The 25,777-nt window shown below is 61.9% G+C and carries 27 protein-coding genes and 3 pseudogenes; 22 read left to right on the plus strand and 8 right to left on the minus strand.

Annotation, left to right across the window (positions count from 1 at the left end; genetic code table 11):
• Positions 1 to 75 precede the first annotated feature (75 nt).
• The 7 genes from LB565_RS02615 to LB565_RS29790 all read left to right on the plus strand — a co-directional run bounded on the left by LB565_RS02615 (position 76) and on the right by LB565_RS29790 (position 5,860).
• Positions 76 to 1,539 (plus strand): PAS domain S-box protein, encoded by a 1,464-nt coding sequence (locus LB565_RS02615; protein ID WP_411970604.1) that lies wholly within the window; start codon positions 76 to 78, stop codon positions 1,537 to 1,539.
• Positions 1,529 to 2,140 (plus strand): response regulator FixJ, encoded by a 612-nt coding sequence (gene fixJ / locus LB565_RS02620; protein WP_224581625.1) that lies wholly within the window; start codon positions 1,529 to 1,531, stop codon positions 2,138 to 2,140. Before LB565_RS02615 ends, fixJ begins: the two co-directional genes overlap by 11 nt.
• A gap of 462 nt (positions 2,141 to 2,602) precedes the next feature.
• Complete coding sequence (hemA, locus tag LB565_RS02630; RefSeq protein ID WP_224581627.1) at positions 2,603 to 3,880, plus strand: 5-aminolevulinate synthase; 1,278 nt, start codon at positions 2,603 to 2,605, stop codon at positions 3,878 to 3,880.
• 83 nt (positions 3,881 to 3,963) lie between these two features.
• Positions 3,964 to 4,392, plus strand: a complete 429-nt coding sequence (locus tag LB565_RS02635) for a DUF2267 domain-containing protein (protein WP_224581628.1) — start codon at positions 3,964 to 3,966, stop codon at positions 4,390 to 4,392.
• Positions 4,393 to 4,395: 3 nt separating this feature from the next.
• The gene (locus tag LB565_RS02640; RefSeq protein ID WP_224581629.1) at positions 4,396 to 5,109 is read left to right on the plus strand and encodes a phosphoribosyltransferase; all 714 of its coding nucleotides are present in this window, start codon (positions 4,396 to 4,398) and stop codon (positions 5,107 to 5,109) included.
• 11 nt (positions 5,110 to 5,120) lie between these two features.
• Positions 5,121 to 5,570 (plus strand): pyridoxamine 5'-phosphate oxidase family protein, encoded by a 450-nt coding sequence (locus tag LB565_RS02645; protein ID WP_224581630.1) that lies wholly within the window; start codon positions 5,121 to 5,123, stop codon positions 5,568 to 5,570.
• A gap of 92 nt (positions 5,571 to 5,662) precedes the next feature.
• A complete protein-coding gene (locus LB565_RS29790; protein WP_263488330.1) occupies positions 5,663 to 5,860 on the plus strand; it encodes an MgtC/SapB family protein in 198 nt (65 codons plus the stop codon).
• A 349-nt stretch (positions 5,861 to 6,209) separates the two neighbouring features.
• On the opposite strand, the gene LB565_RS02655 is transcribed toward LB565_RS29790, so the two are convergent.
• Both LB565_RS02655 and LB565_RS02660 read right to left on the minus strand, forming a co-directional pair.
• Positions 6,210 to 7,175, minus strand: coding sequence for an alpha/beta fold hydrolase (locus tag LB565_RS02655; RefSeq protein WP_224581631.1), 966 nt, complete (start codon positions 7,173 to 7,175; stop codon positions 6,210 to 6,212).
• A 292-nt stretch (positions 7,176 to 7,467) separates the two neighbouring features.
• Positions 7,468 to 9,450, minus strand: coding sequence for a putative bifunctional diguanylate cyclase/phosphodiesterase (locus tag LB565_RS02660; RefSeq protein ID WP_224581928.1), 1,983 nt, complete (start codon positions 9,448 to 9,450; stop codon positions 7,468 to 7,470).
• Positions 9,451 to 9,739: 289 nt separating this feature from the next.
• Between LB565_RS02660 and LB565_RS02665 the strand changes: the two genes are divergently transcribed.
• Positions 9,740 to 10,783, plus strand: a complete 1,044-nt coding sequence (locus tag LB565_RS02665) for a class I SAM-dependent methyltransferase (RefSeq protein WP_224581632.1) — start codon at positions 9,740 to 9,742, stop codon at positions 10,781 to 10,783.
• Positions 10,784 to 10,993: 210 nt separating this feature from the next.
• Here the strand turns inward: LB565_RS02665 and LB565_RS02670 are convergent.
• A pseudogene (locus tag LB565_RS02670) lies at positions 10,994 to 11,214 on the minus strand (DUF2274 domain-containing protein).
• A 1-nt stretch (position 11,215) separates the two neighbouring features.
• Positions 11,216 to 11,378: pseudogene (locus tag LB565_RS02675) on the minus strand (TrbI/VirB10 family protein); the annotation flags it as partial.
• 172 nt (positions 11,379 to 11,550) lie between these two features.
• On the opposite strand from LB565_RS02675, the gene LB565_RS02680 reads away from it, so the two are divergent.
• From LB565_RS02680 to LB565_RS02690, 3 genes are read left to right on the plus strand one after another with little or no spacing between them, the layout of a single operon-like run.
• Positions 11,551 to 12,279 carry a DUF4142 domain-containing protein gene (locus tag LB565_RS02680; protein ID WP_224581633.1) on the plus strand — a complete coding sequence of 243 codons (729 nt, stop codon included), beginning with the start codon at positions 11,551 to 11,553 and terminating at the stop codon, positions 12,277 to 12,279.
• Between the two features lie 20 nt (positions 12,280 to 12,299).
• A complete protein-coding gene (locus LB565_RS02685; protein ID WP_224581634.1) occupies positions 12,300 to 12,860 on the plus strand; it encodes a hypothetical protein in 561 nt (186 codons plus the stop codon).
• Positions 12,861 to 12,868: 8 nt separating this feature from the next.
• Entirely contained in the window at positions 12,869 to 13,081 is a 213-nt protein-coding gene (locus tag LB565_RS02690; RefSeq protein WP_224512693.1) for a hypothetical protein, read from the plus strand.
• Between the two features lie 51 nt (positions 13,082 to 13,132).
• Here LB565_RS02690 and LB565_RS02695 read toward each other — a convergent pair whose 3' ends face one another.
• A complete protein-coding gene (locus LB565_RS02695) occupies positions 13,133 to 13,453 on the minus strand; it encodes a hypothetical protein (RefSeq protein ID WP_318012111.1) in 321 nt (106 codons plus the stop codon).
• A gap of 644 nt (positions 13,454 to 14,097) precedes the next feature.
• Positions 14,098 to 14,586, minus strand: coding sequence for a DUF6894 family protein (locus tag LB565_RS02700; protein ID WP_224581635.1), 489 nt, complete (start codon positions 14,584 to 14,586; stop codon positions 14,098 to 14,100).
• Positions 14,587 to 14,784: 198 nt separating this feature from the next.
• On the opposite strand from LB565_RS02700, the gene LB565_RS02705 reads away from it, so the two are divergent.
• The 3 genes from LB565_RS02705 (at position 14,785) to LB565_RS02715 (ending at position 15,629) form a co-directional block, all read left to right on the plus strand.
• The gene (locus LB565_RS02705) at positions 14,785 to 15,105 is read left to right on the plus strand and encodes a hypothetical protein (protein WP_224581636.1); all 321 of its coding nucleotides are present in this window, start codon (positions 14,785 to 14,787) and stop codon (positions 15,103 to 15,105) included.
• Positions 15,106 to 15,197: 92 nt separating this feature from the next.
• On the plus strand, positions 15,198 to 15,335 hold the full coding sequence (locus LB565_RS02710) for a hypothetical protein (protein ID WP_224581637.1): 138 nt from the start codon (positions 15,198 to 15,200) through the stop codon (positions 15,333 to 15,335).
• Positions 15,336 to 15,416: 81 nt separating this feature from the next.
• Positions 15,417 to 15,629 (plus strand): hypothetical protein, encoded by a 213-nt coding sequence (locus tag LB565_RS02715; protein WP_224581638.1) that lies wholly within the window; start codon positions 15,417 to 15,419, stop codon positions 15,627 to 15,629.
• Between the two features lie 146 nt (positions 15,630 to 15,775).
• Here LB565_RS02715 and LB565_RS02720 read toward each other — a convergent pair whose 3' ends face one another.
• Both LB565_RS02720 and LB565_RS02725 read right to left on the minus strand, forming a co-directional pair.
• Complete coding sequence (locus LB565_RS02720; RefSeq protein WP_224581639.1) at positions 15,776 to 16,015, minus strand: hypothetical protein; 240 nt, start codon at positions 16,013 to 16,015, stop codon at positions 15,776 to 15,778.
• A gap of 103 nt (positions 16,016 to 16,118) precedes the next feature.
• On the minus strand, positions 16,119 to 16,391 hold the full coding sequence (locus tag LB565_RS02725) for a hypothetical protein (RefSeq protein ID WP_224581640.1): 273 nt from the start codon (positions 16,389 to 16,391) through the stop codon (positions 16,119 to 16,121).
• A gap of 171 nt (positions 16,392 to 16,562) precedes the next feature.
• Between LB565_RS02725 and LB565_RS02730 the strand changes: the two genes are divergently transcribed.
• From LB565_RS02730 to LB565_RS02765, 8 genes and pseudogenes are all read left to right on the plus strand, one after another.
• The gene (locus LB565_RS02730) at positions 16,563 to 17,669 is read left to right on the plus strand and encodes an NAD-dependent epimerase/dehydratase family protein (protein WP_224581641.1); all 1,107 of its coding nucleotides are present in this window, start codon (positions 16,563 to 16,565) and stop codon (positions 17,667 to 17,669) included.
• A complete protein-coding gene (locus LB565_RS02735; RefSeq protein ID WP_224581642.1) occupies positions 17,666 to 18,739 on the plus strand; it encodes an NAD-dependent epimerase/dehydratase family protein in 1,074 nt (357 codons plus the stop codon). The genes LB565_RS02730 and LB565_RS02735 overlap by 4 nt, the downstream gene beginning before the upstream one ends.
• Positions 18,736 to 20,028 carry a TIGR04295 family B12-binding domain-containing radical SAM protein gene (locus LB565_RS02740; RefSeq protein ID WP_224581643.1) on the plus strand — a complete coding sequence of 431 codons (1,293 nt, stop codon included), beginning with the start codon at positions 18,736 to 18,738 and terminating at the stop codon, positions 20,026 to 20,028. The genes LB565_RS02735 and LB565_RS02740 overlap by 4 nt, the downstream gene beginning before the upstream one ends.
• A gap of 23 nt (positions 20,029 to 20,051) precedes the next feature.
• Positions 20,052 to 21,113, plus strand: a complete 1,062-nt coding sequence (locus tag LB565_RS02745; protein WP_224581644.1) for a glycosyltransferase family 4 protein — start codon at positions 20,052 to 20,054, stop codon at positions 21,111 to 21,113.
• Between the two features lie 2 nt (positions 21,114 to 21,115).
• Positions 21,116 to 22,246, plus strand: coding sequence for a glycosyltransferase (locus LB565_RS02750; protein WP_224581645.1), 1,131 nt, complete (start codon positions 21,116 to 21,118; stop codon positions 22,244 to 22,246).
• Positions 22,243 to 23,337 carry a glycosyltransferase gene (locus tag LB565_RS02755; RefSeq protein WP_224581929.1) on the plus strand — a complete coding sequence of 365 codons (1,095 nt, stop codon included), beginning with the start codon at positions 22,243 to 22,245 and terminating at the stop codon, positions 23,335 to 23,337. Before LB565_RS02750 ends, LB565_RS02755 begins: the two co-directional genes overlap by 4 nt.
• Positions 23,334 to 24,437, plus strand: a complete 1,104-nt coding sequence (locus LB565_RS02760) for a glycosyltransferase (RefSeq protein ID WP_224581646.1) — start codon at positions 23,334 to 23,336, stop codon at positions 24,435 to 24,437. The genes LB565_RS02755 and LB565_RS02760 overlap by 4 nt, the downstream gene beginning before the upstream one ends.
• A gap of 23 nt (positions 24,438 to 24,460) precedes the next feature.
• Positions 24,461 to 25,411: pseudogene (locus LB565_RS02765) on the plus strand (UDP-glucuronic acid decarboxylase family protein); the annotation flags it as partial.
• Positions 25,412 to 25,777: the final 366 nt, after the last annotated feature.

Below are 25,777 nucleotides of genomic sequence, written 5' to 3' on the forward strand. Positions count from 1 at the left end.
GACAGGCCTCTGGAGCAAGACGATTTGCCCGAGCATGAGTTGCTTGCGTTGATGTTCGAGCAGGCACCGGGTTTCATGACGTTGCTCAGAGAACCCGGGCATGTGTTCGAACTGGCGAATGCCTCCTACATGCGAATGGTCGGCCAGCGACAAGTCATTGGCAGATCGATGCGTGAAGCCTTTCCCGACCTCGAAGGCCAAGGCTTCTTCGAATTGCTGGACCGCGTTTGTGAAACCGGCGCACCCTATGTGGGCCGAAGCGTCAAGGTCGTCTATCGCAACGCTGAAACGGGCGTTGCGGAAGAACGCATCCTCGACTTCGTCTATCAGCCGATTAGGGCGAAGGACGGCCAGATCACAGCGATATTCGTTCAAGGCACCGACGTCAGCGACCTGTCGTTCGCCAATGCTGCGCTGCAATTGCGCGAGGATCATCTGCGTTCGATCCTGGCGACAGTGCCGGATGCGATGATTGTCATCGACGAAAGCGGCCTTATCCAGTCCTTCAGCACGGCCGCCGAGATGTTGTTTGGCTACAAGGCCGGCGAGGTCATCGGCCAAAACGTCAAGGTACTGATGCCCTCACCATATCGGGAAGAGCACGACACATACATGCTGCGTTACCTGACGACGGGAGAACGGCGCATTATCGGACTCGGCCGTGCGGTAACCGGTATGCGCAAGGACGGATCTACCTTTCCGATGGAACTCGCTGTCGGCGAAATGCATCCGGGAACAGGCCGCTTCTTCACCGGCTTCTGCCGCGACCTGACGGAACGCCACAGAACCGAAGCCAGGATGCAGGAACAGCAGCAGGAATTGCTGCACATGGCGCGCTTCACCGCACTCGGCGAAATGGCCTCGACATTGGCGCATGAGATAAACCAGCCGCTGACGGCCATTACGAACTACCTGAAGGGCAGCCGGCGCCTGCTCGAGAAAAGCAACGACGAGAACGCTGCTATGTTGCGAGAGGCTGTCGAAAAGGCCGCAGAACAGGCCTTGCGTGCCGGCGACGTCATCCGTCGTCTCAGGGACTTCGTTGCCAGAGGCGAAAGCGAGCGCCAGGTCGAACACCTGCCAACGCTTATCGAGGATGCTTCATCGCTTGCTCTGGTCGGCGCGAGGGAGGCCGACGTACGCGTCACATACGATCTCGACCCAGCGGCCGAGCTGGTTCTGAGCGATCGAATTCAGATCGAGCAGGTGCTGCTCAATCTCATGAGGAACGCCGTAGAGGCTATGCAGGGCTTGCCGCGCCGGGAGTTGCGCGTCTCTACCACCTCTCGACATGACAGGATGGCAGAGGTCGCCGTGATCGACACCGGGCCTGGGCTGGCGCAGGAGGTCTCGGCCCAGCTCTTCCAGCCCTTCGTTACCACGAAGAAGCACGGAATGGGCGTGGGACTGTCTATTTGTCGCACTATCGTCGAGTCGCACGGCGGTCATATTTGGGCGGAGTCGATGCCCGGTGGCGGAACGGCCTTTCGCTTCACTTTGCGCGCGGTAGAAAAGGAAGAGGTCGTCGGTGGCCAGTGATATCGTTCATGTCGTCGACGATGATGTCGACGTTCGCAAGTCGCTGGGTTTCCTGCTCGCAACAGCCGACTTTGCTGTGCGCCTCTACGAATCGGCAACCGCGTTCCTCGCGACAGAGCCGACGGACATCGACGGCTGCGTCGTCACCGACGTGCGGATGCCTGGCATAGACGGCATCGAGTTTCTGCGGCAACTGAAGAGCCGTGGCCTTGGCGTGCCGGTGATCGTGATGACCGGGCACGCCGACGTCGCGCTTGCCGTCCAGGCGATGAAGGAGGGTGCCGCCGATTTCATCGAAAAGCCTTTCGATGACCAGGTGCTCATCGATGCGATTCGTTCCGCTTTGGACAATCGCAGCCAGCCCATTGCGGCGCACCCGCAATCAACTGAGATCCGGAAGAACCTAGCCACGCTTTCGGAACGCGAGCGCCAGGTGCTCGACGGGCTCGTCTCCGGCTTGCCGAACAAGACGATTGCCTATGATCTCGGGATCAGCCCCCGCACGGTTGAAATCCATCGTGCCAATGTCATGAGCAAGATGGGAGCGGGCAGCCTCTCGCATCTGGTACGAATGGCCTTGATCGCAGAGCCCAAACATTAAGAAAAAAGCGCAGCGGTTCCGTTCCGGAATTGCCGCTCTAAGAGAGGTTTCCAAGCGAAGCGGTACTGTCTTCTGGCAGATCCCAATCGCGCCAGTGGGTCGGCCGGATATCGACGCGAATGCCGGTGACGGCATTCCGCCACCCCTCCCGGTCTTTTTCGCAGGGAAATATAACCGCGTGCAAGCCTTCCTCGTCCAGAACGGCTAGTTCGAGACTGCGGCCAAACGGAGCGCTTGCTATTGGATTCCACATCTAGCCAGCGTGGGTTGAGATAGGGCCCCCCGCTTTGATTTGAATCAGTTTTGGACGGCTTATGTCGAGGAATCTGCCTACCCTGAGGCATCCGAGAGCCTCGCAATTTGATATAGCTCAAAGCGGTGCCTTCCCGTGTTTCGTAGGTTGAGGTCCCAGCGGATCGAGCCCGCCGGGACGCGGCGTCACTTCCCGCACAGGAGCTCACCATGAACTATCAGCGGTTCTTCGAAGATGCGATCGACCAGCTCCATGCCGAGCGTCGCTACCGCGTTTTCGCCGACCTGGAGCGCATTGTGGGCAAGTTCCCGCGCGCCATCTGGCGTTCCAACGGCCGCGCCCAGGAAATCACCGTATGGTGCTCCAACGACTATCTCGGCATGGGCCAGAACGCCGATGTCATCGCCGCCTTCCAGAACGCGGCCGGCAAGATGGGATCGGGCGCCGGCGGCACCCGCAACATCTCCGGCACCTCGAACCCGCTGGTCGAGCTCGAGCAGGAGCTCGCCGACCTGCATGACAAGGAAGCGGCGCTGGTCTTCACCTCCGGCTTCGTCTCCAACGAGGCCTCGATCTCCACCATTGCCCGGCTCTTGCCCAACTGCCTGATCATCTCGGACGAGCTCAACCATGCCTCGATGATCGAAGGCGTGCGCCGCTCGGGCGCGGAGAAGAAGATTTTCCGCCACAACGACGTGGCGCATCTGGAAAGCCTGCTGCAGGCGGCCGGGCGCGAACGCGCCAAGCTGATCGTCTTCGAAAGCGTCTATTCGATGGACGGCGACATCGCGCCGATCAGGCAGATCGTCGAGCTCGCCGAACGCTACAATGCCATGACCTATATCGACGAGGTCCATGCGGTGGGCATGTACGGACTGCGCGGCGGCGGCATCACCGAACGCGAAGGCCTTGCCGACCGCATCGACATCATCGAGGGCACATTGGCCAAGGCCTTCGGCACGCTGGGCGGCTACATCGCCGGCACCAGCGCCGTCATCGACGCGGTGCGCTCCTATGCGCCGGGCTTCATCTTCACCACCGCGCTGCCGCCGGCGATCGCGGCGGCCGCCACCACCTCGATCCGGCATCTCAAGCGCTCGCAGGCCGAGCGCGACGCGCAGCAGCGCCAGGCAGCACGCACCAAGCAGGTGCTTGCCGCCGCAGGCCTGCCGGTGATGGACTCGGCCACCCATATCGTGCCGGTGCTGGTCGGCGACCCCGAGCTTTGCAAGATGGCCAGCGACCGGCTGCTCGGCGTGCACGGCATCTATATCCAGCCGATCAACTATCCGACGGTGCCGCGCGGCACCGAGCGGCTGCGCATCACGCCCACACCCTTCCATTCGGACGCGCTGATCGCCGAGCTGCAGGACGCGCTGTTCGAGACCTGGGATGCGCTGGGCATTCCCTATGCCAGCTCCGGCCGTCCTGCCGTCGCCAAGAGCGACCGTGTTGTCCCGCTCCTCGTAAACAAAGCGGGTGGCTGAATTGGGGGTGCAGAACTTTGATCCGGCGCAATGCGGGCGGGTCGCAGACACGAAAAATAGAAACAGATCAAGGGACGACCACGATGACACACTCTGTTTCGCACACTTCCCTTACCCATGCCGCCGACCAGGCGCAGCAATGGGTGAACGAGCTCGCAAAGGATCTGGATTGGAATGAGCAGAGCGCGTTTCGGCTGTTGAAGTCGGTCCTCCACGCCTTGCGCGACTGGCTCTCGCGCGAGGAAATGGGCGATCTGTCCGCTCAGCTCCCGACGTTGATCAGAGGCATCTACTTCGAAGGGTGGAACCCGGCCGAACCGGCCTGGGAACGGAAGAAGCGCGACTTCGTCATCTGCGTCCGCAACAGCTTTGGCTACGAGCCGGAGATCGATGTCGAAAAGGCCATCGGAGCGGTGTTCCGACTTCTCGACCGTCACATTTCCCATGGCGAGATCGTCCAGGTCCGAAACTCGATGAAGAAGTCGCTGCGCGAACTCTGGCCGGAGGGATGACGGATGTTTCGCGATCGCCAGGATGCAGGGCAAAAGCTCGGTGCCTCGCTGGTGCGCCTCCAGCTGCAGGATCCAATTGTACTCGCCTTGCCGCGTGGCGGCGTTCCTATAGCGGCCGAAGTGGCCAAGGCTCTCCAGGCACCTATGGATCTGATCATCGTTCGTAAAGTCGGAGCGCCAGGAAATCCGGAACTTGCCGTGGCCGCCATTGTGGACGGAGATCCTCCGGACGTCGTTCTCAACCGGGAGATCGTCGAAGCTTACGCTCTCGATGACAGCGCCCTTCGTTCTTTGATCCCGCAGGAGCGGCCGGAGTTGGAGCGGCGTCGGGCAATATTTCGCGGGAAAGACCTGCCCCTGTCGGTGTCCGGCAAAACGGTGATTGTCGTGGACGACGGGGCGGCCACCGGAACCACGATGAAGGTGGCTATCCGCGCGTTGAAGCGACGCTCTTCGCGAAAGATCATCGTAGCGCTTCCCGTCGCGCCGCCGGAAATCGTTGAGGAACTTGCGCAGGAAGCAGACTTGACGATCTGTCTCAGCCAGCCGGCGCGTTTCCGGGCGCTCAGCTATTATTATGCCAGCTTTCCGCAGCTTTCCGACAGCGAAGCGCTCGATATGATGACCCATGTTCGCGGCGATCGCCGCACTGCTATCGACAGAAAAAGCTCCGGCGCAAACGCCGCAGGCAAATCGCGACATGAAGCCGGAACTTAGGAGTTTCACCCATGCAGATCCGCACGCTCTCCGCTCTGGAATGCACGAAACTTCTGACGGCCAATCGCGTAGGCCGCCTGGCCTGCGCGAAGGACGGGCAGCCCTATATCGTGCCATTCTACTATGCCCATGCCGACAACCATCTTTACGCTTTTTCCATGCTGGGCAAGAAGATCGACTGGATGCGCGCTAACCCGCTCGTGTCGGTCCAGGTCGACGAGCATGGCACAAACCGAGGTTGGAGGAGCGTCGTCGTCAATGGCCGTTACGAGGAGCTTCCAGATCGGATCGGACACAAGGTGCAGCTCGATCACGCTTGGTCGTTGCTGAGCAGGCACACCGACTGGTGGGAGCCTGGCGCGCTCAAGCCGGCAATGTCCTTGGTCGCCGAGCATCACCCGCCTGTGTTCTTCAGGATATTCATCGCGGAAGTATCGGGCCGGGAGGCGATGGAGGCCTAACTGAGGCGCGTTCGCCTGGCGCAAAGCAGGCTATATGACCGCAGGTCGATGCCGGTGGATGCATCCGCAATCCGGTCAAGAGCAATCCCACCATGGACTCCCTCATCCTTCAACTTGGCGTCGCTTTGGCGATCGGGTTGCTCGTCGGCCTGGAGCGCGGTTGGCATGAGCGCGACGCGCCGAAACAGAACAGTCCTGCCACGTCGCGAAATCCGTTCGAAGTTATGCCGCTGATGCTGTTTGCACTGCTGTTCGCATTCGCTTCGACGGCAGCCGTCGCCTTGGCTTAGCGGCGCAACGGCCTTCCCATTGCGTGGTCGACCTCGATAGACAGCGCCACCGCCGGTTCGCTACGCTGAGCATAGCCAATGCCGACGGGCGAAGGGGCATGGAACAGTTCGATCAGATCACCTCCGTCCGCCTGAGGACCATCCCTGGCGGGTGCCGGTTTCACGGCGCTGGCGCTCCTTGGCCTTGGCCTGGTCCGTTGGTTGATGCCGACACTGGGACGTAATGGAAAGGCCGAGGACGACGCGGCGTCCAGTCAGCCCTGATGCCCAAAGCGGGCAGACGGGGCGGCGGCAACACAATCGATCGGTGCGGCTCCTGCGCGGGCGGATGTTGCGTCACTGTCTCGGCCTATCGGATGATCAGGCCCGCGCCAGCTAGAAAGGTGCGGACGGCCATTCGAACCTCCTGCTCCCGTCCGACCAAAAGATGTCCGCCAGCGTCGTAGACGACCAGCTTGGCACCGGGGATTTTGGCCGCTGCGAACTCGGCTGATGGCAGCGTGTTGAACAGGTCGTCGCGCGCGGAGATAATCAATGTCGGTGCGGTGATTTCTTCCAACGGCAGTTCATGTAAGTCGGGGGCGCTGTCGATATTGATTCCGTAGAAGCGCAGCGACAGCGGTTCGACGCTCCTGACGAAGCCCATGACGCGGCCCCTCTCGGCCTGGGGCGCAACCGCCAGCAGCGCCGGTCGAACGCCGACAAAGCGAATGAGTATCGACGGCGCGATATTCTCGGCGGCCCACCAGGCGAAATCACCACCAGCATTGACGGCCCAGAATGCGAATTTATTGCCGCGGCCTACATCGATCGACACCGGACTAGTCGGTGAGTAAAGGGCTGGGACGATCAGAATGAGGGCAGCGACCTTGTCAGGGTGCCGGAGTGTCAGCTCGACCGCTGAACGGGCGCCGGCCGAAACACCGACAACCACCGCTTTGGGAACGTTCAGCTTGGAAAGCAACGCCGCGTGCGCATCGCCCTGCGCGGCTGGCGAGGGGTCTCGCGGAACAGGCGTGCGCAGATAGCCGAAGCGCGACGGCGCGATGACCCGAAACCCCCCGCCCACAAGATCGGCGGCAAGGGCAAGGCCTTGGTCAAAGCCGCCGCCGGTGCCGTGGATCGACAGCAGCGGAATGCCCGCACCGCTGTCGGCGTATTCAATCGGGCCGATGTCGAGCTTGGCGACTAGACTGCCTCGGCTGACGGCGTCGCGCAGTCGACCAAGCTCGTTCCTGTAAAGCAAGAAAGTCACACCGGCCGCGGTCGCCGTGGCGATGAGCATGACCAGCAGGAAACCGCCAATTCGAATCATTGTGAACGCTCCTCCAAGGGGTACGCAGCGTTCTCGCTCGTCTGCATGGCCATCGACTGAAATGAGAGCACATCAGGCCAGTTGACGCTGGCGGTGCCGTTGCTGCTGGCGCGATTAAGGGAGTTGCGAAACCGGTGGAAAGACATAAAAATCTATATCAATGCGAGGATGCTAATTTAGCCTCGCCTTTTAGCCGACTCTTCCCCTATCGAGTCGGTTAGGCCCGGCGGTTCAACCCAACGCACCCCAACGCGGAACTGTCGGGCCGCCCTGAACGCCGCCGCCTGCTCAGTCATGCCGACTTTAGCACGGTAAATGCGCGTTTTTGGGTGGTCCGCTTTGCCTGGAAGCTTCCGGCGGCGGCAGGGCGGCCGACACGATAACCTTGGATCAAGTCGATGCCGAACTCGCGCATGAGCGCCATCTGCTCGTCGGTTTCCACGCCCTCGACCAGGATTTTGGGGCCGCGATTGCGGACCAAGGCGACGATGTCCTGGAGCATCGCCATGCCCTTCTGGGTGCCGCAGGCGTGAAGGAACGAGCGGTCGATTTTCACCGTATCGAAATCGATGAGACGAAGCCACGAAAGGCCTGCGAAGCCCGTCCCGAAATCATCAAGCCATATCTTGATCCCCAGCAATTTCAGGTCGCTGATGCAGCGCAGAACGTCCGAATGCATCTCCATCTCGAGGCCTTCGGTAATTTCGAAGGCCAGCCTGCTGCCGGCAACACCGGTCTCGCCCAATATGCCGGCGACGGACGTTGCGAAACCGGGCGTCTTGAGCTGGATCGGCGAGACGTTGACGCTGACGACGCCGATGTGGTCGTCCGCCAGGAGCTCGGTGCAGACCGACCTTATCACCCAGCGCCCGAGTTCCAGGATGGCACCGGTTCTTTCCGCCACGGGAATGAACAGGCTTGGCGGGACCAAAGTGCCGTCCAGCATCTTGAGGCGCATCAAAGCCTCGGCGGCGTCGACCTTGCCCGAGGCGACATCCTGGATGGGCTGGTAAACGAGCGAGACGAGATTCTGGCCGATCGCGATTTTCAGCAAAGCCGCGATGTTCTCGCTCTCGTCGCTGCTCTGGGGATCGGTCGGATCGAACAGCCGGGCGCAGTTCCTGCCGCCGGCTTTTGCCAGGTAGAGCGCGCGATCGGCCTCGTGAATGATCTTCTCCAGCTTGGCGCCAGCCTGCACTCTGGTCAAGGCGGCGCCGACGCTCGCCGTGACGACCGAGATGCCGTCACGCCGCAGCTCGTGGGTAAGAGCCAGGCTCTCCACTGTGAGGCAAATGGCTTCCGCAAGCTCCGCGACCCGCTCCTTCTTGTCCATGCGGGTCAGGACGATGAATTCCTCGCCGCCGTAGCGCCCGATCGAACCGTCATATTGCTTGATGAGATCGCTAAGGGCATTGGCGACATGGATCAAGCAACGGTCGCCTTCCTGATGGCCGTAGCAGTCGTTGAATTTCTTGAAGAAATCCACGTCGATAAGGATGGCCGCGAAACCGTTGCCGAGCCGTTGCCAGTCGCTCCAGTAGTCGCGCAGCTTCTCATCGATCGCCCGCCTGTTCTCCAGCCCCGTAAGCGGATCCGTCCGCGATAGCCGCAGCAGGGCCTTGCCGCGCTCTGTGGCCTCCCTGTGCTGAATTTTGGCTTCCAGGGCATTCAGGAAGACGTTGTAACGCTCCCCGTTCAGCTTCCAGTTCACATATGAAGTGAACGTAAAGCACGACACGTAGAAGGTCGCGAACACCATCTTGTAGGTTAATGTGGCCGGTAGAAAATAGTTTACCACATACAATATGAACATTATTATTGTTGACGTTACTATCGATAATTTAAAGCTGAATGTGAAGAAAAGATTGGCACTCATCATGAAAATCGTGCCGAACACCATGTAGTACGCAACGCTTTCCTTGTCGGCGCCGGTAAAGGCCGGGCAAAGCCACCCGATATAACCGAAAATGATGGCTCCGGCGCAAGTTAAATCGAGCCATTCCGTCGCGACCCCACGGCGAAGCTGTTCTTCCAAAATCAGCAGCGCGGTTATCCCGACGACGAAGCGGGCCACGATCGTATAGGCCGCCACGTCCGGTATCAGCAGCAGATCCGTTGCCGAAAACATCAGATAAATGGCGACTGCCATCCAGAGCCCAGGCCTGGCTTCCGTTCTTCGTTTCGCCTGAGCTTCCGCACGATAAAGGACGCGGAGCTCGTCAGGCCCCGGCTCGTAGCGCGGTTCGTACGGTTCCACATGCGCCGTATCGGCCAATGCGGAGGAGACGCGGTAGTTCACAGCAAACCCCGGCTGAACGGGGTTTTGCGTTGTGAGATCCTTTCCAGCTTCTGCCCCACGCGCATCGACTCCTTGGGACACGGTTTCCACGCAATCATTGCACCGGTGCAGGACAAGTTTGCATTAACTGGAACCCGGACTCCGAGCTACGAGACGCTCAAAGATCCAAAATGGTTAACGGGAAATTAATCATACCGGTAAAATGCGTCCGACCCGACATTGGCAAATGGAGCATTCTACGCAATAAGTTAACTGCCTGTTAACTATGGAGCGGCGCGTGCAAACCGTCTTAGATGGCCAAAGCCTGATTACAGCCGAGATGATCGCTACCAATCTACATCGAAAACCAGAACATCATGGCGAAGCGTTCGAAACCGCACGCGCCGAGCTTGCGCTCATCCTGCACACGACCAGCCAGCAGATCGAACAGGGGAAGAACCCGGCCGAGCTTGTTCGTCGCCTGCTGTCGACGCTCAACGCGCTGCGATCCAGGCTTCGCCCCGATGTCTGGCAAGCATTAATACCGGTGGCGCAGAACCATCCAATCCTGGAATATTTTCTCGAAGACCCGCTGACGCGCTGGTCTTTCACCAAGCCCAGGGGTTATTCCGGCGACGCGCAGCTGCTCGACTATATCTATTGCGACCCTCACGTGGCCGAGAGCGTGGCGAACGCCTCGGAAATCGGCACGGCGCTCTACGGCCATACCAAGAATGTGCCGTCCTGCATCGCAGCACGGGAGCGGCGCGATCTTCTGACCCGCTATGTCGATGAGACCGCGGCCAGAAACGGGCCGGAAACCGAGGTTCTGGCAATAGCTGCCGGCCATTTGCGGGAGGCCAATCGTTCGGCAGCGCTGGCGGAAGGGCGTATCAAGCGCTGGGTTGCGCTCGATCAGGATCCGCTGAGCGTCGGCCTGATCGCGCGCGAATTCCAGGGCACAGCGGTCGAGGCCGTCAACGGTTCGGTGCGGACTGTGCTCGCTAGGGGCCATAAGCTCGGCAAGTTCGATCTTATTTATGCCTCGGGCCTCTACGACTATCTTGCGCACAACGTCGCAGTGAAACTCACGAAACACTGCATGCAGATGCTGAAGCCCGGCGGCACGTTCCTGTTCGCGAACTACGCCGAGGGCAATCCCGACGCCGGATACCGCGAAACGTTTATGGACTGGGTGCTGCTGCTGCGATCTGAGGCCGATATGTGGAACATCATCAATGCGAGCGTCGACCGCAACACGGTCGAGGCGCAAGTGTTCTTCGGCGAGAACCGCAACGTGCTTTACGGCGTCATCGCAAAGCGGGGATAGCGAGCGAACGCCGGCGGCGGGGCGAAAACGATTTTCGGCGAACCGCGTCACAAGCATTGATCGATAAGCATCATGTTAGTTGCTGAGGATGCCTTCGCGCCCAATGAACAAATTGGTGATTGCGTCCTGAGCAACACCGAAACCTCGCGCTGACCGGTGACAACTCCGCGAAGGCGCTCGCTGGTCGTCGGCCATAGGAAAGCTCGGTTTTTAAGCCTCCTCCTTCTTTGCTTTCGCAAAGCCGCGGTCCGTTGCGATGAACCGTTCAAGCATCGGCGCGATCAAGCGCGATGGATCGGCAGATAGCCGCCCGGTCTCGCGCCCGAGGATCTCCGCGTATTTCACCAATCGCGATGCAGGGGCGCCGGCAGTTCCACTGTAATCTTCACTGGCTTGTCGTCGGCTATCGTTGCGAGTTTCAACTTGGCCATGTCAACCTCCGTATGGTTCAAGGGCAAGGTCGCGGGTGACGAGGACGCGAACGGGAAATCCCGGCCGGATCGTGAGCGTCGGGGCGATAGCGAGTTGCCGCTGAACGACCTGTTGGCCTACCCTGGCTGACGCTGTCGGAAGCGCCGCTTCGCAGAGCCCGCACGTTTTCGAATGCAGCGCTTTCGATCGTGAAAGCCATTTTGAAACTCGCTGCTTTCTCGTCTACCCGCAAGCGGGAGCCTGCCACTCGTGCAACGCCGGCTTCGGCTTCGACCGGGAACAAAGCCGTGACACGATTGTTCGGCCCCAGTCCATCGAGCAAAGGAGCCTGAATCATGAGCGCGCGGACACTTCTCGCACCGCTGGCTTTGGCCATGGCGTCGCTCGCCTTTCCTGCCGCGGGCGCCGACAACGCACAGACCTTCGTCGACAAGGCCGCCGTCGGCGGATTGTTCGAGGTGGATTCGAGCAAGCTTGCGCAGGACAGGGCCAAGGAGCAGCAGGTCAAGAATTTTGCCGAGAAGATGATTGCCGATCACGGCGCGGCGAATGACAAGCTGAAAAAGCTCGCCACGGAGCAGAAGCTGAGAGTCCCGGCTCAGCTCGATGCCATGCATGAAAGCGACCTGGAAAAGCTGCAGAACACCACGACAGAATTCGACCAGTCTTATGTCGAGATGCAGCGCAGCGCCCACGCGGATGCGGTGAACCTCTTCCAATCCTACGCAAAGGACGGCGACAATCCCGGCCTGAAGGCGTTCGCGGCGGAGACGCTGCCGACCCTGAAGATGCATCAGCACATGATCGAGAAAATCGCGGCCGCGAACGCAGGCATGCCGGCGGTCAAGTCGGCATCGACACCCAAACCGCCTGCGCCGGTTCCGGGCGCCAACAGTTTCACCGAAGCCCAGGCAAAAGCCCGCATCCAGGACGCCGGATATACCGACATCTCGTCGCTTGCCAAGGACGGCCAGGGCATCTGGCGCGGTGAGGCGAAGAAGGACGGCAAAAGTATCTCCGTCGCGCTCGACTATCAGGGCAACGTATTCGTTGGCCAACAGTAATCATGACAGGAGTCACCAAGATGCAAACGATCACCGCGCTGTTCGACGACTATGACGATGCCGCTGATGCCGTGGGCGAGCTGGAATCCATGGGCGTGCCGACGTCCGACCTCAGCATCGTCGCAAACAATGCCGATGGCCGGCTTTCCCCTGCGGCCGAAGACGCAGCCAGCGGAGCCGGCATCGGTGCGGTGGTGGGCGGCGCCGGTGGCTTGGCGACCGGTCTCGGCGCAATGGCAATACCTGGCGTCGGTCCAGTCGTGGCGGCCGGCTGGCTGGCGGCGACCGCCGCGGGCGCTGCAGCCGGCGCCGTCGTGGGCGGAGCGGCCGGCGGCATCATTGGCAGCCTGACGGATGGCGCCAATGTGTCGGAACGTGATGCCCATGTCTATGCCGAAGGCATCCGCCGCGGCGGCGCGCTGGTCACCGCTCGCGTCGAGGATGACCTCGCTCCGCAGGTGCAAGCGATCCTCCACGACTCCAGATCCGTGGACGTCGCCGAACGGCGCAACGAATATGAAGCAGACGGCTGGACAGGATTTGACCCGGCGCCCGGCGATTACCGCCCGCAGAGCAAATAGGAGGCGGCGTGAAACGAGTGCTGTGGCCCCTGATACTGACTGTCGTGGTCCTGCTGGCCTGTTATGCGGCGTTCATCTATGTCGAGCGAGGCTGGCCCACGGCGCCGCTGAAGCGGACGCCCGAGCAGAATCAGGGTGGCAACGCACCGCAGGACACGTCTCCGGCGGCCGGGATAAAAAAGAACCCGCAAGACAGTAGCAAAATGCCAGGCAATCAATGAGCGTCAGGCGAAACGGGTGAGCCTAGAGCCGGATGATTTCAGGTCGAATCGTTATTCGCGTTGGACGAATTTGTTGAAACGGCTGGGCAATCCTTCGGCGGTGATGTCCTGGTGCACGAAGGCAAGCTCGTTGCCATCCAATATCGCGAAGAACTCTTCCCATTCGACGGGCTGCAGATCGTCTTCGCGCTCGCCGAAATCTACACACAGCACAGCGGCCTTGCCCGCTGTGCGCGCGACCGCTGGTCTGCCTTCGCGGGCTTCGATCCAAGCCGGATCACCTCGTGATTCGTGGTTTTCGGCTCGCTCATGATAACTTTCCCGCTTTGTCGCCATCCCTGCCGTTTTGCTCGTCGGCGAATGAATATCCAATCCGTTTCCGGCCCTTTCGTTCCCCCGAGATCGCTGGTCACCGCTCGCGTCGAGGATGACCTCGCTCCGCAGCCGCAAGCAATCCTTCACGACTCCAGATCCGTGGACGTCGCCGAACGGCGCAACGAATATGAAGCAGACGGCTGAACAGGATTTGACCCGGCGCCCGGCGGTTACCGCCAGCAGAGCAAATAGGGGGCGGCGTGAAACCGGTCCGTGCTATCGCTGGCTGTCAAGAAAAGAAAAAGCCCGCCGGCCGAGCCGACGGGCAGGTACTGGAGTAGCCTGAAGGGCGCAAACTGGCAACGTGCGCGGCAGGCTACTCGGGAACAGCGGAAAGCCCCGGTTGTTCCCCCGATACCTGTATCTTGCCCGTCAGTCGCAATGCGCGTGAGACGAACGTCGTATCCGTCAACTCATAAGTCCTTCAGCACGAAACAAGCGGATTGGGACCGGCCTGAACCAGCCCACCCGTTTCCGGGTTGGCGGAGCACGACCACTCCAGGCTCGGCCGAAGCAAAGCCGATCTGCGCAGGCGGGCAAACTCGGGGTCCAGCCCGTCGCCTCTGGGAATTGCCAGCATATCCAGCAGCAGGAAGGGAAGCGTCCTATGACCTTTCTTTGGGCTACACAGCCCGCGGTTCTCATTCCGCCGCCGCTTTTTCGCGCCTTGCCTCATCGAAGTCGACCGACGACACTATCTTGCCGCTTCCGTCCCTGACCCGGACGGCCCAGCCCTCCTGCCCGCCTTCGGTCGCGGCGTCGTCCAGCAGATCGATCGCCGAGCGCAACGCCTCGTCATGCGCGACCTCCAGGCTTGCCAATTCCACGCCCTCGAGCTGTCGCACGCTGCCCTTGTCGCGATACTCGAATGTGAACGGACCGTCCAGCTTGGTTGAGGTGGCAGGTCTGGCGAGATGGCTGTCCTGACTGGATTGAAGGCCCTCCGAATTGTCGAAGACCGCGCACTGAGCCATCATACCTTTGGCGCGGGCGACAAGAGCGGCTTTATCAAGCCTCAATCGCGGATCGGATACCGGCATCGTGACGGCGATCTTTTCACCGCCTTCGCCAAGGAACTCGACGATCATGCCGTCGAGTCCGGTATGTACTTCGGCTCCGAGAACCTGCATCGCCGCCTCGTCATGTTCACTTGGTGAAGATTAAAGCTGCCCAATCGGAAAAGTTCCGGCTCCATTCAAGCTTGCCGCGTCAATGGTCGGCAAGCCGGAGAAGATGATCTCCGGCGGCGCTTCTCATCGCCTCTTGCGTCACAGCTTCACGCGGGAACAGCAAGGCCGAACGGATGTTTGGTTGCGAAGGAGATGTCCATGACCGCACCGACCAAGCGAACACCGGCTGAGGATCGAGGCGAGATTCAGGCGGGTACGAACCAGGACAAAACACCCGGCTTCGATCCGGCAGCCGCGCCCCTGGAAACGGATGCAGAGGCCAGTGGTACTACCAATCCGGCCCGTCCCGCTGCACTGCGTGAACCGAAATTCACCAACCAGGCGAGCTTCGCGAACGCAATGCGGCGCCCTGAGAACGCGACCGGCCTTCGACCGGCCAGGACGGCACCTGTGCTGGTGATTGCGGCGCTCGTGATCCTGGCGGCCGTCGCTTTCCTGTTTGCGGCGCTGCTCCGATAACTGCCGCTTGATTTTGACGTGCAAGGAACCCGGTCCTCCGCTCAGGAACATCCTTCCTCGACGCGAGTTTGTAGCTCAAGGAGGCGATGCCGATGTCAAAACTGAGAAGACTTCTTCGCCATCTGTGGCGGCGCAGAATGCAGCCGGCGGCAGATCCATCACCGGTGGACGCGATCGTGCGGCTGTTGCGTGAAACGGAGGATCAGCGATTGCATGGCGACAAAGGATGAGCTTCTCCCCAGTTGGTCCGTCGGCTGGTGGACAGACCGCTGGGCAAGTTGGATGCAACAGTGAATGACTTTGGAGCGACCGTGACCGCGCGGAAGATCGACAAGGGCAGAGGTGAGCAAACGTCTGCTGCGGCGCGCCAACTGCTCGAAACCGAACGGCTGGCACGGCAGGCAAAGACGGCTCGGCTGCGTGAACAGCGCCTGGCCGCAACGGCCGCGGCAGAGTCGGCCCCTGGCGCCGCAAAGCCTAAGTCGTCGCCAAGAAAGAAAAGCAAAATCGTCGACAGCAGCTAGCGCAGCTCTGCTCGGCACCGCTGCAGGGGAACCTTCAAAGTTCATCAAGGTCAGCCCGGCCAGCTGTTCCATCAGCTGGAGTTCCCGGGCGCTTCAGGGCAGGACTGGCAATGCCGCTCCCGACGTGCTGGATCCCGGCGAGGATCTCATTTGTCGGCAGCTGGATCCTCCGGGCCGCTCTCGGGCTCGTCATACATGTGCTCGTGGACAATGCCGAGGATCTGCAGCCTCACGTCCTCGCGCGCATCCGGCTGGATGAACGGCATGAGAAGATCGACCGTTTCTGCGACACGCCGGGGCAGATCGGCACTCGGATCGGTCAGATAGCTGCCATGCGCATAGATGTTTTCGGTCAGCTTCTTATTCAGGTCGGAAAAGAGTCCCATGGCAATCACTCCATGCCGACGCGCAACCACCGGACCCGGAAATGGTTCCGTCGTGCACTTGCCGCCAACGGCTGTTGTGACGGAATAGACAACGCGCTGGCGGTTAAGCGTTGCGGCCGCGCTCGACGAATTTGTTGAACCGGCTCTTTCCTCCGCTTCCGGCCTCGTCCTGATAGAGGAAGGCGAGGTCGTTCTCATCGAAGATGCGGAAGAACTCGTCCCACTCGATCGGCTCGAGTGTTTCCTCCGGATCGCCGAAGTCGATGCGCAGGATGCCGCCCTCGCCTTTGGTGCGAACAACGGCGGGATGCCCATCCCGCTCCTCCGCCCATTTACGGATGTCGTCGTGATTGGTGGTCGTCTTGGCTTCGGACATGGCTTTTCCTTTCTCGCCTCGGGACTCATGCCCCTAACAGCGCCCAAAGATCAAAGTTCCCATTTCGCGCGGCCCGGCCTGCAACCGCGCAAAGGGAACTTTGTTGAAGCAAGGAACAAACCTTTTGTCCCGCAGTTCGGGAGCCCAACGCCTAATCCGCAAGGAGTTCTCGTGAAACGTATACTGGTTACGGGGGGGTGCGGTTTTATCGGCCGGCATGTCACCCAGGAACTCATCGAACATGGCTATGAAGTGCGCATCATGGACGCGCTCCTGGACCAGGTGCATGGCGGCGAAGCCATCAGCATTCCCGCCGGCGCCGCGCTGACCAAGGGCGATGTGTGTGACCGGGCGATGATGGCCGAAGCGATTTCGGATGCTGATGCCGTCATCCACCTCGCCGCCGAAGTCGGCGTCGGCCAATCCATGTACGAGATCGCCCGTTATGTCGGCACCAACGATCTCGGCACCGCCACGCTGCTTGAGGCATTGATCAAAAGACCGGTCGAACGGATCGTTGTCGCGTCATCGATGAGCATCTACGGCGAGGGGCTGTACCAGACTCCGGACGGCAAGCGCGTCGATAATGCCCGCCGCAGACCAAGCGATGTCAGAACCGGCCAGTGGGATCTTTTGTCGGCCGCGGGCGAAATGCTGTCGCCAATCCCCACCGACGAAGAGAAGCGGCCTGATCTCGCCTCGATCTACGCGCTGACCAAATATGCCCAGGAGCGCGCGGTGCTGATCTTCGGCCAGGCCTACAATGTGGATGCCGTGGCCTTGCGGCTGTTCAACGTCTTCGGCGCCGGACAGGCACTCGCCAATCCCTACACCGGCGTGCTCGCCAACTTCGCTGCTCGCCTTGCCAACGGCAAGCGGCCGATGGTGTTCGAGGATGGCAAGCAAATGCGCGACTTCGTCCATGTGCGCGACGTCGCCCGCGCTTTCCGCCTGGCGCTGGAGCAACGACAGGCGGCCGGCCACGCCATCAACATCGGCAGCGGGCGCGCCTACACCATCACCGAGGTCGCCCGCCTGCTTGCCGAGGCGATGGGCGTTCCGAAGCGGCCACCCGAGATTCTAGGCAAGGCGCGCGCCGGCGACATCCGCAACTGCTTCGCCGACATCGGCAAAGCGCGCGAACTGCTCGGTTTCGAGCCAGGCCACAGGCTGGAGAATTCGCTCGGTGAATTCGCAGCCTGGGTTCGCAACAGCGTCGCCGTCGACCGCGGCGCCGACATGAAGCGCGAGCTTGAAGAGCGAGGGCTGGTGTCATGAGCCAACGGCATCGCACCCTTCGCAAGGCGCCGGTGGCGATCGTCGGCGGCAGCGGCTTCATAGGCTCAAACCTCGCCGATAGTCTGTTGTCGGATGGAAAGCCGGTGCTTGTCATCGACAATTTCAGCCGTCCCGGCGTCGAGCAGAACCTCGAATGGCTGCAGCGCAAGCATGGCAGTCATTTCAGCGTTGAAACCGTGGACATACGCGACCAAAGCAGGGTGGCTTCGGCGTTGGCGCCGGCAAAGGCGATCTTCCATCTGGCCGCCCAGACCGCCGTAACCACGAGCCTGCTCGATCCCGCGAAAGACCTCGAGATCAATCTGAAAGGCACGTTCAATGTGCTCGAAGCTGCTCGCCAGGCGGGCGCACCGGTAGTCTTCGCCAGCACCAACAAGGTCTATGGCAGCCTGCCCCAGATTGCGGTGCGCGAGGCCAATGATCGCTATGAGCCCGCCGACGATGCCATTCGCGCCAATGGTGTGGACGAGACGGTCGGGCTCGACTTCTGCACGCCATACGGCTGCTCAAAGGGCGCGGCGGACCAGTATGTCCTCGACTATGCCAAATCCTACGGCCTGCCGACGGCGGTGCTACGCATGAGCTGCATTTACGGACCTCGCCAATTCGGCACCGAGGACCAGGGCTGGGTCGCGCATTTCCTGCTGAGCGCGCTCAGCGGCCGGCCCATCACAATCTACGGCGACGGCAAACAGGTGCGCGACATCCTGCATGTGTCCGACGCGGTTGCCGCCTATCGCGCCGTGCTGGCCAGGATCGAGGACTTCAAGGGCCAGGCGTTCAACCTCGGCGGTGGACCGCGCAACGCCGTCAGCCTGCGCACGCTGCTGTCGGAGATCGCCGCCATGACCGGCCGCGAGATCGTGCTCCGCCACGAGCTCGCACGCACCGGCGATCAGCCCTTCTTTGTCGCCGACACCCGCAAGATAGAGGCCGCTCTCGGCTGGCGGGCGCATGTCCCGTGGCGTGAAGGTGTCCGCGACCTGGCCAGTTGGCTGCTGCGGCACCGCCTCCAGCCACTTCCGGAAGCCGAGAGGTACGTCGCATGAAGGTCGCGCTGGTAAACCCGCACTGGACCTATGAGCACAGCATCTATTTCGGCTGCCGACAGCCGCATCTGCCGCTGGAGCTTGGATACTGCAAGGCCCTGCTCGAAGCCAATCAGCACGAGGTGCTGATGCTGGATGGTCAGTTGCAGGATCTCGATAACGCGGTCCTTGCCGAGCGCGCGGCGGCGTTCGCGCCGGACATGACTGTGGTGACGACCGCGCCGACCTACCTGTTCTGGCGCTGCGCGCCGCCGGAGCTGCGCGTGCCGGCAGAGTTCCTGAACCATCTTGCCGGGCGCGGAGGCCGCACCGTCGCTGTCGGGCCGCATGGCTCGGCAACGCCGGCTCCCACCTTGCGCAAGCTAGGCGTCGATATTGTCGTGCGCGGTGAATGCGAGGAGGTGGTGGCGGAGCTCGCGCAGCAAAGCGACTGGAGCAAGGTTGCGCACACCGCCCGTCTCCAAAACGATTTTCCAGTGTTCAATGGCGGCGTGCATGCCAGCCAGTTCGTCGATCATCCTGCGCTCGCCTGGCCGTCCGAATGGATCGCGGCGCACGCCCATCATCATCACCGCTTCGACGCCGACCAGAGGGGCGCCGGCGCGGAAGTCGAGGCGTCCCGAGGCTGCCCCTACAATTGCAGCTTCTGCGCCAAGATCGACTTTCGCGATGCCTATCGGCGCAGGAACCATGATGCGGTCGTCGCCGAGATCGACGGCCTGATCGCTCAGGGGGTCGGCTACATCTATTTCATCGACGAGATCTTCTTGCCGCAGAAGGCGCTGCTCGAGGCGTTGATCAGCCGCGACGTCCAGTTCGGCGTGCAGACGCGCATCGATCTTTGGAAGCCGGAGCTGCTGGAATTGCTGGGCGCGGCCGGCTGCGTCTCGATCGAAGCAGGCCTCGAAAGCCTGACCGTCGAAGGCCGCGAGATGCTGGCCAAGCGCTGCCGACTGGGCACCGAGGAACTGGCAGCGCTGCTGGTCGACGCCCGCCGCCACGTTCCATTCGTGCAGGCCAATCTGATCGGCGTGGTCGAGGACGACCCTGCGCTGGTGGACTATTGGCGCAAGCATCTCATCGACAACGGCGTCTGGGCCAACGAGCCGGTGCCGCTCTATCCCTATCCGAGCTCGCCGAGCTACCGCGAGCTATGGGGCGAGCCCGATGATTTTGCCTGGGAACGAGCGCATGAGCACTACCTCGCCTCGTTCCGGACGTTCAGCGACATCCAGGACCAGCGTCCGCGCGCGCTGGCCGAGTTGGAGTCCTCATGCTGCAATCATTGATCCATCGCCCAAGGCGCATCCTGATGACCACCGACGCCGTCGGTGGGGTCTGGCGCTATTCGCTCGATCTGGCACGCGCGCTGGCTGCCGGTGGCGACAGCATCATGCTGGCCGGCCTGGGGCCTCGACCTTCGGCGGAGCAGGTCCGGGAGGTGCAGTCCTTCGCTACGGCCGCCTGGCTCGAAACCCCGCCGGACTGGATGACGCGCGATGAGAGCGCTCTCGACCAATTTCCTGACGAGTTGCAGGCGCTGGCAACGGCCTTTGCCGCCGACCTTGTTCATCTCAACGCGCCGGCGCAAGCAGCCAGGATCGATCCGCCCTGCCCTGTCGTGGTGGTCTCACATTCCTGCGTCGTGACCTGGCTGCATGCGGTACGCAATCAGGTCGCGGCGGGTGACTGGGCCTGGCAGAAGGATCGCAACAGCGCCGGCTTCGACCGTGCCGAGGCGGTCGTCGCGCCCAGTCGAAGCCATGCCGATATGATCGAGGCCTGCTATGGACCGATCTCGCGCCTGAGCATCGTTCACAACGGCGCCTTGCCCGGCCCGCGCGCATCGCGCCGCGAGCCGTTCGTCTTCGCCGCGGCCCGCTGGTGGGATGAGGGCAAGAACGCATCGGTGCTCGATGCGGCGGCTGCGATTGCCGAGTGGCCGATCTATGCCGCCGGTCCGCTCGACGGGACGGATGGACAGCGGGCCAGCCTCGATCACTGCGTCTCGCTTGGCCCGCTCGGCCATGCCGAGGCACGTCGGCTGATGGCCCAGGCCGGCATTTTTGTTTCGCCATCGATCTACGAGCCTTTCGGGCTCGCCGCCTTGGAGGCCGCGCTCTCGGGCACGCCATTGGTGCTTGCCGACATTGCGACCTACCGTGAGATCTGGGACGGCGCGGCGATATTCTTCGATGTGCATGATTCCGGCGCGCTCGCCCGATGCATCGCCCAACTCGTCGGCGACGCGGACCTGCGGGATCGACTCGGCCGGCGTGCCGCTCGCCGCGCGCGCCGGTTCTCGCTGGAGGCCCAGGCAGCGGCGATGTGCGACATCTACGATCGGGCGGCGATGGCCGTCGCGGAGCGCTGACGATGCGGTTCGTGTTCTACACTCATTCCATCGTTTCCGACTGGAACCATGGCAACGCGCATTTCCAGCGCGGCGTCATGCGGGAACTTATCGCGCGCGGACATCACGCATTTGCGCTGGAGCCCGCTGACGGGTGGAGCCGTTCGAACCTGTTGGCCGAAAAAGGCCCCTTCGCCGTCGAACGCTTCCGGAGGGATTTTCCCGAGCTGATACCGGTGACTTATGACGCTTCATTCGATCACGAAGCGTGGCTTGCGGACGCCGATGCGGTGATCGTCCATGAATGGACGGATCCGGGCCTCGTCGCTCGCATCGGGCGCGCGAAGCTCAATGGCGGCAATTTCACGCTCCTGTTCCACGACACGCACCACCGTGCCGTGTCCGCGACCCAGTCGATCTCAGCGCTGAACCTCGAATATTATGATGGGGTTTTGGTGTTCGGGGAAACGCTGCGCGAAAGCTATCTCCGCGCCGGCTGGGGCAAGCGGGCCTTTACCTGGCACGAAGCGGCGGACGACCGGCTGTTCAGGCCCCAACCCGATATCGATCCCTCGTCGGACCTGGTCTGGGTCGGCAACTGGGGTGATGACGAGCGCAGCGCCGAAATTCGGGAGTTCCTCGTTGGGCCGGCACGCGAGCTCGGCCTGTCCGGTACGGTTCACGGCGTTCGCTATCCAGCAGAGGCAAAGGCCGCGCTCGCCGAAGCCGGATTGCGCCACGAGGGTTGGATCGCCAATGCGGACGTTCCGAAAGCGTTCGCGCAGCATCGTCTCACCATGCACATCCCGCGCCGGCCTTACCGTGAACACCTGCTCGGCATTCCCACGATCCGCATGTTCGAGGCATTGGCCAGCGGCATTCCGCTGATCTCGGCGCCATGGTCCGACATTGAAGGGCTGTTCCGTCCCGGCAAGGATTTTCTGTTCGCCCGCAACGGGGCCGAGATGCGGCAGCACCTGCGAGACGTGTTGCATGACACCGGGCTTGCGAGGGCGCTGGCGGCATCCGGGCTGGAAACCATTCTCGCGCGGCACACATGCCGTCGCCGCGTCGACGAGCTCTTCGACATACTCGCCGCGTGCGGCAACCGCCACGCAGTCGAAGGAACGCCTGCAAGGGAGGCTGCTGCATGAAAATCGCGTTTTACGGATCCAGCTTGCTATCGTCGTATTGGAACGGTGCGGCCACCTACTATCGGGGCCTGCTCAAGGCGCTTTCGCATCGCGGTTACGATATCGTCTTTTATGAGCCGGACGCCTTCGACCGGCAGAAGCATAAAGACATCGAGGTACCCGATTGGTGCGATGTCGTCGTCTATGAGGCGACGCCGGATGCGCTGAAGCAGGCTGCATCCCGCGCCGCGCAGGCCGACATCGTGGTCAAGGCAAGCGGGGTCGGCTTCGAAGACGAAGCCTTGCTGCGCGCCCTGATCCACCACGCCCGCAGCGACGCGCTGACGGTGTTCTGGGACGTCGACGCCCCGGCGACACTCGCCGATCTGCGCAACGACCCTGATCATCCTCTTCACGAAGAGCTGAAGAAGATTCGCCTCGTGCTCACCTATGGCGGCGGCGATCCCGTCATATGGGAGTATCGCGCGTTTGGCGCAGCAGAATGCATACCAATCTACAATGCGCTCGATCCCGAGACACATCACCCCGTCGCCGAGGATTCACGCTTCGCCTGCGATCTCGCCTTTCTCGGCAATCGCCTGCCGGACCGTGAGGCGCGGGTCGAGTCCTTCTTTCTCGAACCCGCTGGCGCCCTGGCCGATCAACGTTTCCTGCTCGGCGGGTCGGGTTGGGGCGACAAGCCGCTGCCGGCGAATGTTTCCTGGCTCGGGCATGTCGGCACACGAGATCACAACGCCTTCAATGTCACGCCAAAGGCTGTGCTGAACATCAGTCGCGAGAGCATGGCCAGCAACGGCTTTTCGCCGGCCACGCGAGTGTTCGAGGCGGCCGGCGCCGGCGCGTGCCTCATCACCGACGCCTGGGAGGGCATCGAGTTGTTCCTGACGCCGGGAGAGGAAATCCTGGTCGCGCGGGACGGTGCCGATGTCGCCGAGATTATGCGAACGCTCACGCCGCAGCGAGCGAAGGCAATCGGCGCGGCAGCGCTTCGGCGCGTTCTTGCCGAACATACCTACACAATGCGAGCTGAACTGGTTGACACCATCTTCAAGGCGCATTTCGAGCGCCGGATCGTGGAGGCCGCGGAATGACACTCGACATTGTTTTCCTCGGCCTTTCCTTGTCCTCTTCCTGGGGCAACGGCCACGCGACGACATTTCGGGGTCTGTTGCGCGCGCTCGACAAGCTCGGTCATCGCGTCACTTTCCTCGAACGCGACGTGCCCTGGTATGCGCATCACCGCGATCTGCGCGAGGCTGATTTCTGCGAGTTGCGCTATTACGATGCGATCGACGACCTCCGACGCAACCATCACCGGGAGCTTCAGCGGGCCGATGTCGTAGTGATCGGCTCCTTCGTACCGGAAGGCAGGGCCGTCATTGACGAGGTCGCAGCGCTGTGCACCGGGCAATTCTGCTTTTACGACATCGACACCCCGATCACGCTGGCAAGGGTCGCCGAGAATGATTGCGACTATCTGGCCCGCCGGCAGATCCCGTATTTCGACGTCTATTTTTCCTTTACCGGCGGGCCGACGCTTGAGCGACTGAGGTCCGAATTCGGCGCGCGCCGGGCCGAACCGCTCTATTGTTCCGTCGACCCGGAGCAGCATCATCGAAACCGAAATACCATCGAATGGGATTTAGGCTATCTCGGCACCTACAGTCCGGATCGGCAGCAAACCCTGGAAGCACTTCTGCTCGAGCCCGCGCGCCGGCTCCCGGATAGACGTTTCGTCGTCGCAGGCTCGCAATACCCGCACGAAATCGCCTGGCCCGGCAACATCGAGCGGATCGAGCATTTGCCGCCTGCCGAGCATGCCAGCTTCTACAGCCGGCAGCGCTATACGCTCAACGTGACGCGCACTTCGATGATCGCGGCAGGATGGTCGCCCAGCGTGCGGCTTTTCGAAGCCGCGGCGTGCAAGACGCCGATCATCAGCGACCGCTGGCCAGGCCTGGACAGTTTCTTTCCCCGGTCGGCGATCCAGACGGCCGGCAGCGCCGATGACGTGACGGCCATCCTTCTGGGGCAGTCGGACCGCGCAAGGCTCAACATGGCCAGGCAGGCCCACTCGCTGGTCCTGGCAAGACATACCGGGGCTGCTCGGGCGCGCGAGTTCACATCCGTGCTTACGCAATCAAAGCAGATACGTCCGGTGCTCGATCTGGACGTCGAAAGTGCAGCATGACAGGCAGACAGGAGAACATAGAGATGCGGCGTTCAAGAAAGGCCCAACAGACACCGACGGTGCTTGTCGCCGGCGGTGCCGGTTTCCTCGGTTCGCATCTATGCGAGGCCCTGCACGAGGACGGCCATCGCGTGGTCTGCATCGACAATTTTCTCACCGGCCGAATGGAGAACATCAAGTCGCTCGTCGGCCAGCCACGCTTCCGGCTGATCGAGCAGGATATCTGCAGCCCGCTCACGCTGGGTGAGCCGGTCGATCGTATTTTCAACCTGGCATGCGCCGCATCGCCGCCCCGCTACCAGGCCGATCCGGTTCACACGACGCGCACCTGCGTGATCGGAACGCTCAATTTGCTCGAGCTCGCCGTTCGCGATGGCGCGCGGTTCCTGCAAGCTTCCACGAGCGAAGTCTATGGCGATCCCGAACAGCATCCGCAGCGCGAGGACTATCTCGGGCATGTGAACTGCACCGGCCCGCGCGCCTGCTATGACGAAGGCAAGCGCACCGCGGAGACGCTTTGCTTCGACTATCTGCGCGCCGACATGGCCGACGTCCGCGTGGCGCGTATCTTCAACACCTATGGCCCGAGAATGGATCCTGCCGACGGCCGTATCGTCTCCAATCTGGTCATGCAGGCGCTGGAAAAGCGGCCACTGACGATATTCGGCGACGGCCGACAGACGCGATCCTTCTGCTACGTCACCGATCTGGTCGAAGGGTTGCTGCGGCTCATGGACATCGAGCCCAATCCGCGCCAGCCGATCAATCTTGGCAATCCGGGGGAGTTCACCGTCCTCGAACTTGCCGACCTGGTGAGGGAACTGACCGGGACCAGGTCACCTATGAAATTCCTGCCGTTGCCGGAAGATGATCCGCGCCGGCGCCGCCCCGACATAGCCCGTGCGAAGGCGCTTCTTGGCTGGTCGCCCAAAGTACCGCTCCGGCAAGGTTTGCTGCGGACGGTCGTTCACTTTTCCGATCGTGACGAAAGCGCCACGGTGCCTGCGGTTGGCGCGATCAACAAATCGGGCGCAGTTGGATTCGAGGCTGGCGACCCTGAGGACGCGGACGTGTCCCGCGCTCTTGTCGCCGAAGCGGAACATCCGACGAAGATTCTGGTTGGGCCTGATAAGAGGCACGGAGAACGCAGTCGTGCAGCCGAAGCGATCAACCAGGGACATCGAGCAGATGGCGGCCGCGGAAACCGCCGCCTTCCTGCGACGAGCCTCCATCACGTATCTCGAATGCTGCATCAGCCTGATGATGACGCATCTTCAACGCGAGGAAGTCGCCAGCATCCTCGAGCAGGAAGCTGACATGCTGCGCAAGCTGGACTGAGC

It is taken from the genome of Mesorhizobium sp. CA14, from assembly GCF_020165195.1.
GTDB lineage: Bacteria > Pseudomonadota > Alphaproteobacteria > Rhizobiales > Rhizobiaceae > Mesorhizobium.

Excerpts from the sequence above, each read along its gene's own strand:
- LB565_RS02725 (WP_224581640.1), bottom strand. The coding sequence starts at position 16,391 with ATGTCCGAAGCCAAGACGACCACCAATCACGACGACATCCGTAAATGG.
- LB565_RS02710 (WP_224581637.1), top strand. The coding sequence starts at position 15,198 with ATGTCAAAACTGAGAAGACTTCTTCGCCATCTGTGGCGGCGCAGAATG.
- LB565_RS02720 (WP_224581639.1), bottom strand. The coding sequence starts at position 16,015 with ATGGGACTCTTTTCCGACCTGAATAAGAAGCTGACCGAAAACATCTAT.
- LB565_RS02735 (WP_224581642.1), top strand. The coding sequence starts at position 17,666 with ATGAGCCAACGGCATCGCACCCTTCGCAAGGCGCCGGTGGCGATCGTC.
- LB565_RS02640 (WP_224581629.1), top strand. The coding sequence starts at position 4,396 with ATGTTTCGCGATCGCCAGGATGCAGGGCAAAAGCTCGGTGCCTCGCTG.
- hemA (WP_224581627.1), top strand. The coding sequence starts at position 2,603 with ATGAACTATCAGCGGTTCTTCGAAGATGCGATCGACCAGCTCCATGCC.
- LB565_RS02615 (WP_411970604.1), top strand. The coding sequence starts at position 76 with ATGACGTTGCTCAGAGAACCCGGGCATGTGTTCGAACTGGCGAATGCC.
- LB565_RS02700 (WP_224581635.1), bottom strand. The coding sequence starts at position 14,586 with ATGCAGGTTCTCGGAGCCGAAGTACATACCGGACTCGACGGCATGATC.
- LB565_RS02740 (WP_224581643.1), top strand. The coding sequence starts at position 18,736 with ATGAAGGTCGCGCTGGTAAACCCGCACTGGACCTATGAGCACAGCATC.
- LB565_RS02645 (WP_224581630.1), top strand. The coding sequence starts at position 5,121 with ATGCAGATCCGCACGCTCTCCGCTCTGGAATGCACGAAACTTCTGACG.
- LB565_RS02680 (WP_224581633.1), top strand. The coding sequence starts at position 11,551 with ATGAGCGCGCGGACACTTCTCGCACCGCTGGCTTTGGCCATGGCGTCG.
- LB565_RS02705 (WP_224581636.1), top strand. The coding sequence starts at position 14,785 with ATGACCGCACCGACCAAGCGAACACCGGCTGAGGATCGAGGCGAGATT.
- LB565_RS29790 (WP_263488330.1), top strand. The coding sequence starts at position 5,663 with ATGGACTCCCTCATCCTTCAACTTGGCGTCGCTTTGGCGATCGGGTTG.
- LB565_RS02665 (WP_224581632.1), top strand. The coding sequence starts at position 9,740 with ATGGAGCGGCGCGTGCAAACCGTCTTAGATGGCCAAAGCCTGATTACA.
- LB565_RS02635 (WP_224581628.1), top strand. The coding sequence starts at position 3,964 with ATGACACACTCTGTTTCGCACACTTCCCTTACCCATGCCGCCGACCAG.
- LB565_RS02655 (WP_224581631.1), bottom strand. The coding sequence starts at position 7,175 with ATGATTCGAATTGGCGGTTTCCTGCTGGTCATGCTCATCGCCACGGCG.
- LB565_RS02685 (WP_224581634.1), top strand. The coding sequence starts at position 12,300 with ATGCAAACGATCACCGCGCTGTTCGACGACTATGACGATGCCGCTGAT.
- LB565_RS02750 (WP_224581645.1), top strand. The coding sequence starts at position 21,116 with ATGCGGTTCGTGTTCTACACTCATTCCATCGTTTCCGACTGGAACCAT.
- LB565_RS02745 (WP_224581644.1), top strand. The coding sequence starts at position 20,052 with ATGACCACCGACGCCGTCGGTGGGGTCTGGCGCTATTCGCTCGATCTG.
- LB565_RS02760 (WP_224581646.1), top strand. The coding sequence starts at position 23,334 with ATGACACTCGACATTGTTTTCCTCGGCCTTTCCTTGTCCTCTTCCTGG.
- LB565_RS02755 (WP_224581929.1), top strand. The coding sequence starts at position 22,243 with ATGAAAATCGCGTTTTACGGATCCAGCTTGCTATCGTCGTATTGGAAC.